We start from the raw sequence: 12411 nt of genomic DNA on the forward strand, positions 1-12411 counted from the left end.
GCCGCGAGCAGGATGCAGCAGCGCACATACGCCGGCAGTCTGCCCGATGAAACGCGCGACGCGCTGGCCGGCGCATCGCGCGCAGGCGCGTCCGTCGCCCCGTCATCCTGTCGTCGCAGGTTCGGCGAGCCGGCAGCGGGCGCCCGTGACGCACCGGCGTGCCCGCGATTGCACACACGGTTGCATCCCGACACGCAGTTCTGGCAGCATCGACCGGTGTCCGCTTGTTCGCCGCGCGCATGGCCGCGGCGATCGACGCAGGGGCATCCGGCTGGAACCGGTCGCACGGGTGATGAACCTGGCTGGCCGCCGGATGCCGGTTACCTACCTTACCGACGTCATCCGCCATGCCGATCTCCGCGCCCGACCTGATTCGCCAGTTCAACCTGCAACCTCATCCTGAAGGCGGCTATTTCCGCGAAACCTACCGAGCGACCGATTCGGTCGTGCGTCCGGCCGACGGTGCGCCACGCGCCGCGTCGACCGCGATCTACTACCTGCTATGCGACGGCGCGTATTCGTCGTGGCACCGGATCCGTTCCGACGAAGTCTGGCATTTCTACGCGGGCGACCCGATCGAAGTGTGGGCGCTCGACGAGCACGACGGGCTGACGATCCACCGGCTCGGCAACCCGCTCACGCATCCTGGCACGGTGTTCCAGGCGGTCGTGCCGGCCGGGAGCTGGTTCGGCGCGCGCTGCGCGTCGCCCGAGCATGTCGCGCTCGTGGGCTGCACGGTGGCGCCGGGGTTTGAGTTTTCGGAATTCGAGCTGGCGGATGCGGCCACGCTGGCCGCCGCGTTCCCCGACTACGCGGAACACGTCGCCCGGCTCGCGCAGCGCTCCGACGCGTGACGGTCACGGCATTGCCATCATTGGCGCGAAGCCCGCGCCGACGGCGTGTGTTCCGCGCGATCGCGGCCAAACCCGTTTAGAATGCCCGTGATGCACATGGTCGGCCGCGGACGCGCCGCGGCGGCCGTTGCACTGCCGGTCCGACGGCCCCCGTCGCACGGGCCGCATGTCTTCCAGGAGCGCCGCCGTGTGGCACTTTCCCATCGCTATTCCATCGTCGCTCGGCCCGTGGGCCGTGTTCGCGAGCGTGTTGATCACGCAGCTCGGCGTGCCGGTGCCGGCCGTGCCGATGCTGATTCTCGGCGGCACGATGGCGGCAATGGGGCAGGCGTCGTGGGTCAGCATGTTCGCGGCGGCGATCGGCGCGACGATGCTCGCCGATTCGCTGTGGTTCTTCATGGGCCGTACGCGCGGCCGGCGCCTGCTGAACGGCCTCGTCCGCTTCTCGCTGTCGCTCGACACGACGCTTCGCTTTGCCCGTAACGTATTCGAAAGATACGGCGCGCCGTTGCTCGTGTTGTCCAAGTTCCTGCCGGGCCTCGGCCTCGTGTCGGCGCCGCTGCTCGGCACGACCGCGATCGGCGTCGGCGTGTTCCTGTTCTGGGATCTGGCCGGCGCGTCGCTGTGGGCCGCGTTCTGGCTGGTCGGCGGCGCGGCCATTCATGACCAGATCGTCCAGTTCGTGCTGTGGGTGCGCGCGAGCGGCGGCACGATTCTCGACGCGTTCCTCGCGATCTTCATCACGTTCCTGCTGTACCGCTGGGTGCGCCGCGTGCAGTTCCGCCGGTATCTCGCGCAGGTGCGCATCTCGCCGCCGCAGCTCGTCGAGATGATGACGTCGGACGAGCCGCCGCTGATCTTCGATGCACGGCCGAAGGCGATCCGCGAGCGCGAGCCGTACCGGATCGCCGGCGCGGTGCCGGTCGATCTCGATTCGCCTGACCTGCTCGACCCGGAACTGCTGAAACGGCCGATCGTCGTCTATTGCGTGTGCCCGAACGAGGCAACGGCCAAGCGCCTGATCGCGAAGATGCAGCGCAAGAAGATGATCCACAACATCCGCGCGCTGAAGGGCGGCCTCGATGCGTGGGAAAAGCACGGTTTCCCGGTCGAGCCGATGCCGGCCGATCTCGACGCGTCGCGTTATTTCGTGCGGCCTGATCACGGTGCGCTCGAAGGCGAATATACGGTGCGCGCGACACTGTCCAAATAAATGCGCGCGCGATATCGCGCGCATTCGAATTCCGCTTCCGGTTTCACGCATGGCGATTTCGTGAAAATCGGCTGGCGTAAAACCTCTGATCCTCCATATAATCCCGCCTGCATATTGCGTGCGCCTGATCGCGCACCTTCGACGCGTGTTCGTTCACGCCGAAAGCGATTGATCCCGCTGTCGTCCGTCACGCGCACAGCCGCGTCAGACGGGCCGCACGGGCGTATTCCGTGAAAGGCCCGAGCCGTTTTCCGGATTGTTCCGGGAAGGACTGATAATCCGCGGCGATTCCCATCGGATTGACGCAGCATCCGCGTCGTTTCTCATTCAGAAAACGGCAGCGGGGATTATTTCGTTTTCGGTTGCCGAAATTGGCATGAACGGTCGCGCATTGACATCGACACAATGACGGCGGCCCGCTCGCGGCTGCCAGGAGACGGACTTGAAACAACCAGAAGACCAGCTGCACCGCGGGCTGGAAGAACGGCACATCAACCTGATGGCGCTCGGCGCGACGATCGGCGTCGGCCTGTTCCTCGGCTCGGCCACCGCGATCCGCACGGCCGGCCCGGCCATCCTGCTGACCTACCTGCTGGGCGGCATCGCGATCTTCCTGATCATGCGCGCACTCGGCGAAATGGCGATCACCAATCCGGTCGCCGGCGCCTTCAGCCGCTACGCACGCGACTACCTCGGGCCGCTCGCCGGCTACCTGACCGGCTGGACCTACTGGTTCGTGTGGATCGTCACCTGCATGGCGGAAATCACGGCGGTCGGCGTCTACATGCACATGTGGTTCCCCGGCGTGCCGAACTGGATCTGGGCGCTCGCGGCGCTCATGGCAATGGGCTCGGTGAACTTCATCGCGGTCAAGCTGTACGGCGAATTCGAGTTCTGGTTCGCGCTGATCAAGATCGTCACGATCGTGCTGATGATCATCGGCGGCGGGCTGATGATCGCGTTCGGCATCGGCAACGGCGGTGTCGCGACCGGCATCTCGAACCTGTGGTCGCACGGCGGCTTCATGCCGAACGGGATCAACGGCGTGATCGCCGCGCTGCCGATCGTGATGTTCGCGTACCTCGGCGTCGAGATGCTCGGCCTCACGGCCGGCGAAGCGCGCAACCCGGAGAAGTCGCTGACGAAGGCCGTGAACTCGGTGTTCTGGCGCGTGCTGATTTTCTACATCGGCGCGCTGTTCGTGATCATGTCGCTCTATCCGTGGGACCAGATCGGCACGCAGGGCAGCCCGTTCGTGATGACGTTCTCGCGGCTCGGCATTCCGGCCGCCGCCGGCATCATCAACTTCGTCGTGCTGACCGCGGCGCTGTCGTCGTGCAACAGCGGCCTGTTCAGCACCGCGCGGATGCTCTACAACCTCGCGCAACAGGGCCAGGCGCCGGCCATGCTCGGCCGCGTGAACCGCAGCGGCGTGCCGGTGTACGGCGTGATCGTGTCGGTCGCGCTGCTGCTGATCGGCGTGCTGCTCAACTATCTCGCGCCGCAACACGTGTTCACGTGGCTCACGTCGGTATCGACGTTCGGCGCGATCTGGACGTGGTGCGTGATCCTGATCGCGCAGATGCGTTTTCGCCGCACGCTGTCGGCCGACAAGATCGCGCGCCTGCCGATCCGCGTGCCGTTCTATCCGCTCGGCTCCTTCGTCGCGCTCGGCTTTCTCGCGCTGGTCGTCGTGCTGATGGCGTTCACGCCCGATACGCGCGTCGCGCTCGTGATCGGGCCCGTGTGGATCGTGCTGCTCGGCATCGCGTATGCGCTGTTCTACGCGAACCGTCCGGCCGCCTCGGCACCGACGAAGTCGTAAGCGGGCCAGGACAGGGAGCCACGCGATCGTTGATCGCGATCATGCGCGGGCAAGCAGGACGACCTATGCTGAACGAATCGCTTGTCCGCGCTTCGCGTGGCTACCCGCCGATCCCTGCGACCGCGGCGGCTGCCCGGCCGCCGCGCGCCGCTTCCACGCGAGGCTCCCGCCGTCGTTCCGCGACGGCGCGCACGCACGGAGGCTTTCGCCATGCAGCCTGCCCATTCCATCCCGACGCTCGCGCGGATCGCGCTGGCGGTCGATCCAACACCCGAATCGCTGTCCGCGGCACGCTACGCCCGCACGCTGCTGCGTCCCGGCATGCGATTGCGCATCGTCTGCGCAATCGACAACCCGCGCCTCGTCCTGCCCGATATCCCTCGCATCGACGCGCTGCTGACGTCGGCGCGCGAGGACATGACGGGCGAAGCGCACGCCATCAACGCGCGGATCGCCGCACTGTTTGCGGACAGCGGCATCGAGGTCGAGCAGGTCGTCGTCGACACGTCGGTCACGGGCGGCACGGTCGCCGATGCGCTGGTGAACGACACGTCGGCATGGGAGGCGGACGCGCTGGTGGTCGGCGCGAATCCGCATCACGGGCTGCTGCGGCTCGTCGAAGGCGCGATGTCGGACACGCTGTCGAAGCGCGCGCGCTGCGCGCTGCTGATCGTGCCGGCCGCCTATGCGCGGCCGTCGGACGGCGCGCTGCAGCGGCTGATGTTCGCGGTCGACGGCAGCGAGCCGTCGCTGCACGCGGCGCGTGTCGGGCTCGGCTTCGCGGCGCCGACGACGTTGCTGTACGCCGCATACGTGATCGATCGCGCGGTTCGTCTGACCGATATCGTGCCGGTGCGTGCGCTCGAGGATGCGTACCGTGCGGAGGGCGACGATGCGCTCGCGAAGATCGCGCCGCTGTTTCATGCGACCGGGAATCCGACCAAGCGCGGTATCGTCGAAACGCGTCCGACCAGCGACGACGTGGCCCATGCGCTGATGCGCGATGCCGTGCACTGGCGTGCGGAACTGCTGGTGGTCGGCACGCATGGCCGGCGCGGTATCGCGGCCTGGCTGATCGGCAGCGTCGCGCGCCGCGTGGCGCACCTCGCTCAAGTGCCCGTGCTGCTCGTGCGCGGCGCGGCGTGAATGGCGCGGCATCGCGCACGAAGCCGGTGTCGATTGACCTGCATCAGAAACGGCATGCGCATCGCGTGAGACAGTAACGGAACATCCGGCGATGGCGATGGTCTGTCGTGCATGTGCGACGACAACCGCGCGTGCACGCAAGCATCGAAACCGCCGATCCGGCAGGTCGCGATCGAACGCGCGCACAAGCCGGCACATCGATTTCAGGAGCCGCGCCATCGATTGCATGGCGTGTCATCCACCGAGAACTCTCTGGCACGAGGGTAGGCAGCCGACGGCTGCCTTGGAGGACGGGCGGGGTGCACGCACCCCGTCCGCTTTCCGCCTGGCTGGCCCCGTCGGATCACTTTCCCCGCAGGTATTGTTTTGCATGCGGCCGTTCGGAACGGCGCGTATGAGCGCGCGGTCGCATCGAGGCGAACCGCGGCGAAGGTCGAGGCAGGCACGGCGCCGCCGCATTCACGCGACATCGGCAGTCACGGCGAACGCATCACGGCGCGCAGCCATCGCACGGCCCCGTGCCGTGCGTCGGCTGCGTGCGTGTTCAGGTGGTCCGAAGAATCGAGCAGAGGTCGTGCCGGCGGACGACGCCGCGCCGCACACGCGAGCGCGGGCGCACGACGTGCATCGGCCCGCATGCGCTGCACGTGCGGCTGCGCAGCCGGTTCGCATGCGGCCAGCCGGGGCGTGCCTTGCGGCGCGGCTCCGACCCGGCCGGCTCGGCGCGCGCCTGTCGCGCGCCGAGGGCCGCGGCGAACCGCTGCAGCGCGAGGATCGACCCCGCGACGCTCTGGTACTTCTCGCGGCCGATCTGCCCGTCGAGCGTGACGAGCAGCCCGGCTTCGCGGGCGAGCGCGAGCAGGGTGTCGAGATCGTCGGACGGACGATTGCCGGCCGATGCGGTCCGGGCGGGCAGGGCGCGCGCGTTGCCCGCCGCGCGCCGCTGGCCGTCCCGGCCCGGAAAGTTGCGATGTGCCATGGTTGGTCTCCTGCGCCAGACCCCGCGCGCCTTGCTCGATGGCAGGCTGGGCGATGATCCGGTATGAACGCGTTGTTCATGGCATCAGTATCGTGTGGCGGCGGCAGGCTGCCAAGCGGCGCGCGCTGAACTCGCTGTCAGGTATTGCGCGGCGCCTATCGGAATCCGCTGACACGCGCCGCGGCGAATTGGCCGGTCGTCCGGGCCGCAGGCGTTCCGGCGGGTTCGTTCCGACGAATGAACCGGGGGCGCGGAGCGTCGCTTGACGCATGATTTCGGCCGGTCTAAGTTCCCCACTGCATCGGCGTTGCGCGGCGGTTCCACCGCCCGCCAGTCGGCCGGTGCCGCGCCCCGGGGTGGCGTGGCAGGGCTTCCAGTCTCGTTCGCGGGCAGTTTGCGCCGCGAATCAAGCGCGGCCGGTTCGGGGACGGATCGGCACGGCGGCACGCAACGTGCCGTTGATCGCGCGCAAATACGTGCCGGCGCATCGCACGCCGCGCGGCCGACCAGTCTTTAAGCTTCCAGTGCCGTCGTTTTTTTCTTCCTCGACCGTCAGGAGTCCGTCGATGTCCAAGGACAATTTGCTCGATTCACTCAAGGAAGCCGCCGAACAGCGCGCGATTGGCGCGGATCAGCTGCGTGCGATGCTCGACGATGAAGTGCGTGTGCTGTCGTCCGGCGCACGCGTGCATGACTACATCCACGTGTTCGCGATCCGGAACCTGCGCGAACGGATGCGCCAGCGGGACGATTTCGACGCCGACACGCAGGCCGGTGCGGCGCCGGCGGAATCCGATCCGCGCCCGAGCGTCCGCCTTTGACAGGCGCTTGCCGCGGCTGACATGGCAGGTCGCCGGTCGCGGCCACATCACGATTGACCCTCTTGCCAGCGGCGTCTGCCGCTTCGGTTCGCCTGCGTGCGACCTGACGATTCGCCGACAGCCGTCGGCGTCTTTCGTCATATGTTTCATTGAATTGTCACAACGACCTCAAGTAAGCGCCGCGATTGCCGTTTACCCGGTGAATTCGTCCACCGGGCGTTCGCGCTCCCTTACCGAGTCGTTGCCATGCTCTCGTCCATCCGCGCCCGCATCCTCGCCGCGTGCGTCGCCATCGTCGTATTCGCGCTCGTCGCCACCACGCTGATCAACTATTTCATCGCGCACTCGTACAACGACGACGCGATCGACCGCAACCTGACTTCCGTCGCGAGCGGCCATGTGGTCGGGATCGCCGACTGGGTCGCCACCCGCAGCCGGATGATCGCGTCGCTCCAGGATGCGGCGCTCGCGCCCGATCCGCTGCCGGTGTTCAAGCAGATGGCCACGGCCGGCGGCTTCACCAACGTGTACGCGGGCTACGCCGACAAGGCGTTCCGCTTCTCCGACCCGACCGGCATCCCGCCCGACTACGATCCGACCGGCCGCCCGTGGTACAAGCAGGCCGCGCAGGCCGGCAAGCCGGTCGTCACGCCGCCTTACGTCGATGCCGGCACCGGCAACCTCGTCGTCACGTTCGCGGTGCCGATCCTGCGTGACGGCGCGCTGAAGGGCGTCGTCGCCGCGGACGTCGCGATGGACAGCGTGATCGCCAACGTGAAGTCGATCCGCCCGACGCCCGCGAGCTTCGGGATGCTGATCGACAGCAGCGGCCACGTCGTCGCGCATCCGGACCCGAAGCTCACGCTGAAGCCGGTCGCCGACGTGTCGCCCGAACTCGGCGCGACGAGCGCCGCGACGATCGCGGCCGCAACGGCACCCGTCGAGGTGAGCGTCGGCGGCAACGCGAAGCTGGTGCGTGCGCGGCCGGTGCCGGGCACCGACTGGTACGCGCTGGTGCTGCTCGACAAGACCGAAGCGACGGCCGGCATGCGCTCGCTGCTGACCGCGTCGCTGATCACGCTGGTCGTGATCGTCGGTGTCGCGTCGCTGATCATCGGCGCGATCACCGCGACCGCGTTCCGTCGCCTGTCGCAGGTGCGCCAGGCGATGGCCGCGATCGGCTCGGGCGCCGGCGACCTGACGCAGCGCCTGCCGGCCGACGGCCGCGACGAAGTCGCCGACATCGCGCGCTCGTTCAACAGCTTCGTCGACAAGCTGAACGACGTGATGCGCGAGATCCGCGACGCGAGCGAATCGGTGCGCACGGCCGCGAACGAGATCGCGGCGGGCAACCAGGACCTGTCGTCGCGTACCGAATCGGCCGCGGCGAGCCTCGAGGAAACGGCTGCGTCGATGGAAGAGATCACCGCGACCGTCGGCCAGTCGGCGGCAGCAGCCGGCCAGGCCGACGAGCGCGCGGCGGCCGCATCGCGGATCGCATCGCACGGCGGGGCGGTCGTGTCGGACGTCGTCGCGACGATGGAGAAGATCGAGGAAGCATCGGGCCGGATCGGCGACATCATCGGCGTGATCGACGGGATCGCATTCCAGACCAACATCCTCGCGCTGAACGCGGCCGTCGAAGCGGCGCGTGCGGGCGAGCAGGGCCGCGGCTTCGCGGTCGTCGCGCAGGAAGTGCGCAGCCTCGCGCAACGCAGCGCGCAGGCCGCACGGGAAGTGAAGGTGCTGGTCGAATCGACGGTCGCGAGCGTGTCGGCCGGCTCCGGGCAGGTGCGCCAGGCCGGCGACACGATGCGCGAGATCGTATCCAACGTGTCGAACGTGACGACCATCATCTCCGAGATCACGCATGCGGCGAACGAGCAGACGCGCGGCATCCAGGAAGTGAACCGCGCGGTCACGCAGCTCGATGAAATGGTCCAGCAGAACGCGGCGCTCGTCGAACAGTCGACCGCCGCGGCGACCGCACTGCAGTCGCAGGCGAATGCGCTGGCGACGACGGTCGGGCGGTTCAAGGTCGCGTAACCGCAGCCTGGCGACGCGGCCGCACTGCCTCAGGAGCGGCCGCCGTCGCGCATCAGCGCGAGCCGGTTGTAGAGCGTTTTCAGGCTGATGCCGAGCGCCTTGGCTGCGCGCGGCTTGTTGCCGTCGAAGTAACGCAGCGTCGCCGCGATGAAGCGTTGCTGCGCGTGGTGGAGTGTCGCGCCGAGCGGCAGCGCCATCGCGCTGTCCGACGTACGGTCGGGCGGCATCGGCTGCTTCGGCAGCGCGACGTCGATGCCTTCGTCCGACAGGATGTACGCGCGCTCGATCGTGTTGTGCAGCTCGCGCACGTTGCCGGGCCACGAGTACGCGCGGAGCGCCGCGATCGCCGCGTCGGTCAGCCGCTTGTGCGAGCGGTGCCGCGCGTTCAGCGTGTCGACGAATTCCCGCGCGATCGTCTCGACGTCATCGTCGCGCTGGCGCAGCGGCGGCACGTACAGCGCGAACGCGGCGAGCCGGTAGAACAGATCCTCGCGCAGCCGGCCGTCGCGCACGGCGTCGGCCGGGTTGTGGCGCGTGGCCGACACGATGCGCACGTCGAGCGGAATCGGCTCGGTGCCGCCCACGCGCACGATCGCATTCGACTCGATCGCCCGCAGCAGCTTCACCTGCAGCGCCGCGGGCATTTCGGCGATCTCGTCGAGCAGCAGCGTGCCGCCGCGCGCGGCCTCGAAGAAGCCTTCGCGCTGCGCGATCGCGCCGGTGAAACTGCCTTTCTCGTGCCCGAACAGTTGCGACTCCGCGATATCGGGCGGGATCGCGCCGCAATTCACGGGCACGAACGGGCCGTCGCGCCGCGCACTGAGATCGTGCAGCCGGCGCGCGACGATATCCTTGCCGACCCCGCTTTCGCCGGCAATCATCACGCTGGCGCGGGTCGGTGCGATCTTCTCGATGCGGCCGAGCAGCGTGCGCATCGCAGAGGACCGGCCGGACAGCCGGCGGCCGTCTGCGCGCTGCTTCGACCGGTTTGCGGTTTCACCCATCGTCGTTAGCGGGCCGTTTTGAAAATCGGCATCACGCGGTCCGTTCATTGCAATATTTATCATCGACAGCGAAACGGCCACGAAGGTGCCGCCGAATAGTAATTTCCAATGTCCGCGACGGGGACAGAAGGATTCGACCATCGGTCTTTCGGCTGGCCGGGTACGGCCGCGCGATCCAGGGTCGGACCAGCGCTTTTTTACAGGACGCCGATGAAAAAGCCGGTCGCTAGCGCTTTCGGCCGACAGCAGCGGCCAGCCTCGATCGCCGCCGGTTCGCCGCCGCCACGGCACGCGGCCGGCACGATGCACCGTCCCGCCATCCGCCGACGGAACGCCGTGTCACGCCCGTCCCGGGCATATCGCTTGCTGACACCTCCACGCCCACCCGGCACGCTCGACGGCATCGCGGATCGCCGAACGGAGGCACGACGCCGCACGACGGGAGCCGGCGCGAGGCAAGGATGCAATGAAGACCCTGACCCATGAGCTGTTGCGGCAGGGTGCATGGGTCGTGCTGGCCGTCGGGCTGGCGTCCGCGCTGCAGGCGTGGGCGATTCACGCCGTCGGCGAGCACGCACCGTTTGCGCCGCTGCCTTTCTATGCGGGCGTCGCGGCCGTCGCATGGCTGACGTCGTTCGGCGGCGGCCTCGCCGCGACTGTCGCGAGCGTGGCCGCGATCGGCACGCTGTGGTGGCGCGATGCGCCGCCGGCTACGTTGCTCGCGCAGGCCGGTGCGTTCGTCGCGATCAGCTTCGTCGAGTGCGTGCTCGTGATGGCCGTGAAGCCGCTGATCGCGAACGATCGCCTGCACGCCGTCGACGACGATGGCGACGCGGACGCCGCCACACGCACGCCGCATCGCGAGCCGGCGCCCGCCGCCCGCATGCCCGACGACGGCCTGCTGCGCCGGGTGGTCGACGCGTCGCCCGATGCGATCGTCGGTGTCGACACCGGGCGCCGGATCACAAGCTGGAATCCGGCCGCGCGCCGGATCTTCGGGATCGACGCCGCGCAGGCAAGCGGGCGCGACGTCGCCGCGATGATTGCGCCGCGCTGGCTGCGGCGGCATCCGGTGCCCGCCACGTTCGCGAACCTGGACACGACGGTCGGGCCGCTCGACGTGCTGTGCGTGCGCCGCGACGGCGGCCGCTTTCGCGCGACCTTCGCCGCGTCGCCGATCGTCGATGCGCAGGGCAACTGCACGGGCCTGTCGATGACGCTGCGCGAAGCGCGCGAGCACCGCCGCCGCGAGCAGCGCAACCTGCGTGCGCTGCGCGGCGCACGCGATGCACGCGCGCAGGCCGACACGTCGAACCGGCTGAAGGACGCGTGGCTGGCCACGGTGTCGCACGAACTGCGCACGCCGCTGAACGTGATCTACGGGTGGGTCGAGGTGCTGCGCAACGTCGACGGGCACGGGCTCGCGGAACAGGCGGTCGACGCGATCGATCGCAGCGCGCGATCGCTGTCGCACATGGTCGGCGACCTGCTCGACGCGTCGTCGCTCGCAACGGGCCGGCTGCGTCTCGAACGCGTGCCGGTCGACCTCGTGCGCGTCGTGCGCGACGCCGCGCGCGAGCTCGATGCGACCGCGCAGGCGAACGGGCTCGAGCTGTCGACGGCGTACGCGATGCCGACCTGCGTGATTCCGGCGGACGGCGAGCGCGTGCGCCAGGTGCTGTCGAACCTGTTGTCGAACGCGATCAAGTTCACGCCGCCGGGCGGGCGCATCGACGTGTCGCTGACGCGAGCGGGCGAACGCGTCCGGCTGTCGGTCGCCGATACGGGGCAAGGGATTGCACCGGAATGCCTGCCGCATCTGTTCGAGACCTTCAGCCGGCCCGAAGGTGCGCTCGCGTCGCCGAAGCTCGGCCTCGGGCTCGGCCTGTCGATCGTGCGCAACATCGCGCAGCTGCACGGCGGCGACGTCGTCGCGACGAGCGACGGACCGGGACGCGGGACAACCGTGACGGTCACGCTGCCGGCCGGCTGGGATGGCGACGATCCGGCCGAGCGCCTGACGCGCCCGGCAGACGCGTCGGACTCGGTGGCGCTCGACGGCCAGCGCGTGCTCGTCGTCGATGACGACGCAACCTCGCGCGCGAGCCTCGCCGCGGCGCTCGAAACGATGGGCGCGCAGGTGTCGACCGCGCAGTCGGGGCACGACGCGCTCGACGCGGTGGAGCGGCATCTGCCGAGCGTCGTGCTGTCGGATCTCGCGATGCCGGACGGCGACGGCTTCTGGCTGCTCGACCGGATCCGTCATTTGCCGGGCGGCAGCGGGCATTTGCCGGTCGTGGCGGTCACCGCGCACGCCGGCAAGGCCGACCGCCACCGCGTGCTGGCCGCCGGCTTCGATGCGTACCTGTGCAAGCCGGTCGACATGCCGACGCTCGCGAGCGTGATCGTCGACGTCACGCCGGACGATGCGCACGGCGGGAAAGGGCGCGGCTGAGCGTCCGGTCAAACGGGAACACGACGGGCTCGATGGCTGCAACGAAAACCATACGATGCGCCGCCGCG

The 12411-nt window shown here is 68.8% G+C and carries 10 protein-coding genes; 7 read left to right on the forward strand and 3 right to left on the reverse strand.

Features of this window, described 5'->3' with window-relative positions; genetic code table 11:
- The first annotated feature begins 347 nt into the window (after positions 1-347).
- The 4 genes from HWX87_RS01665 (at position 348) to HWX87_RS01680 (ending at position 5038) form a co-directional block, all read left to right on the forward strand.
- The gene (locus tag HWX87_RS01665) at positions 348-854 is read left to right on the forward strand and encodes a cupin domain-containing protein (protein ID WP_176045357.1); all 507 of its coding nucleotides are present in this window, start codon (positions 348-350) and stop codon (positions 852-854) included.
- A 187-nt stretch (positions 855-1041) separates the two neighbouring features.
- The gene (locus HWX87_RS01670) at positions 1042-2067 is read left to right on the forward strand and encodes a DedA family protein/thiosulfate sulfurtransferase GlpE (protein WP_059240600.1); all 1026 of its coding nucleotides are present in this window, start codon (positions 1042-1044) and stop codon (positions 2065-2067) included.
- A 442-nt stretch (positions 2068-2509) separates the two neighbouring features.
- Positions 2510-3892, forward strand: a complete 1383-nt coding sequence (locus HWX87_RS01675) for an amino acid permease (protein WP_176045358.1) — start codon at positions 2510-2512, stop codon at positions 3890-3892.
- 210 nt (positions 3893-4102) lie between these two features.
- Positions 4103-5038, forward strand: a complete 936-nt coding sequence (locus tag HWX87_RS01680) for a universal stress protein (protein WP_176045359.1) — start codon at positions 4103-4105, stop codon at positions 5036-5038.
- Positions 5039-5582: 544 nt separating this feature from the next.
- Here HWX87_RS01680 and HWX87_RS01685 read toward each other — a convergent pair.
- Entirely contained in the window at positions 5583-6017 is a 435-nt protein-coding gene (locus HWX87_RS01685; RefSeq protein WP_176045360.1) for a hypothetical protein, read from the reverse strand.
- A gap of 406 nt (positions 6018-6423) precedes the next feature.
- Positions 6424-6591, reverse strand: coding sequence for a hypothetical protein (locus HWX87_RS01690; RefSeq protein ID WP_176045361.1), 168 nt, complete (start codon positions 6589-6591; stop codon positions 6424-6426).
- Between HWX87_RS01690 and HWX87_RS01695 the strand changes: the two genes are divergently transcribed.
- Positions 6584-6838: a DUF3562 domain-containing protein gene (locus tag HWX87_RS01695; RefSeq protein WP_176045362.1), complete on the forward strand. Its 255-nt coding sequence runs from the start codon at positions 6584-6586 to the stop codon at positions 6836-6838. The genes HWX87_RS01690 and HWX87_RS01695 overlap by 8 nt on opposite strands.
- A 246-nt stretch (positions 6839-7084) precedes the next feature.
- Positions 7085-8884: a methyl-accepting chemotaxis protein gene (locus HWX87_RS01700; RefSeq protein WP_176045363.1), complete on the forward strand. Its 1800-nt coding sequence runs from the start codon at positions 7085-7087 to the stop codon at positions 8882-8884.
- Positions 8885-8913: 29 nt separating this feature from the next.
- Here the strand turns inward: HWX87_RS01700 and HWX87_RS01705 are convergent, their stop codons facing one another.
- On the reverse strand, positions 8914-9951 hold the full coding sequence (locus tag HWX87_RS01705; protein WP_176045364.1) for a sigma-54 dependent transcriptional regulator: 1038 nt from the start codon (positions 9949-9951) through the stop codon (positions 8914-8916).
- Positions 9952-10354: 403 nt separating this feature from the next.
- Here HWX87_RS01705 and HWX87_RS01710 point away from each other — a divergent pair, with 403 nt between their 5' ends.
- Positions 10355-12343, forward strand: a complete 1989-nt coding sequence (locus HWX87_RS01710) for an ATP-binding protein (protein WP_176045365.1) — start codon at positions 10355-10357, stop codon at positions 12341-12343.
- The last annotated feature ends 68 nt before the right edge of the window (positions 12344-12411 follow it).

It is taken from the genome of Burkholderia sp. BCC1644, assembly GCF_902833225.1.
Taxonomy (GTDB): domain Bacteria; phylum Pseudomonadota; class Gammaproteobacteria; order Burkholderiales; family Burkholderiaceae; genus Burkholderia.

Bases quoted from the DNA above. Each gene is read 5' to 3' on its own strand.
- HWX87_RS01710 (WP_176045365.1), top strand. From the start codon at position 10,355: ATGAAGACCCTGACCCATGAGCTGTTGCGGCAGGGTGCATGGGTCGTG.
- HWX87_RS01665 (WP_176045357.1), top strand. From the start codon at position 348: ATGCCGATCTCCGCGCCCGACCTGATTCGCCAGTTCAACCTGCAACCT.
- HWX87_RS01705 (WP_176045364.1), bottom strand. From the start codon at position 9,951: ATGATAAATATTGCAATGAACGGACCGCGTGATGCCGATTTTCAAAAC.
- HWX87_RS01695 (WP_176045362.1), top strand. From the start codon at position 6,584: ATGTCCAAGGACAATTTGCTCGATTCACTCAAGGAAGCCGCCGAACAG.
- HWX87_RS01685 (WP_176045360.1), bottom strand. From the start codon at position 6,017: ATGGCACATCGCAACTTTCCGGGCCGGGACGGCCAGCGGCGCGCGGCG.
- HWX87_RS01680 (WP_176045359.1), top strand. From the start codon at position 4,103: ATGCAGCCTGCCCATTCCATCCCGACGCTCGCGCGGATCGCGCTGGCG.
- HWX87_RS01700 (WP_176045363.1), top strand. From the start codon at position 7,085: ATGCTCTCGTCCATCCGCGCCCGCATCCTCGCCGCGTGCGTCGCCATC.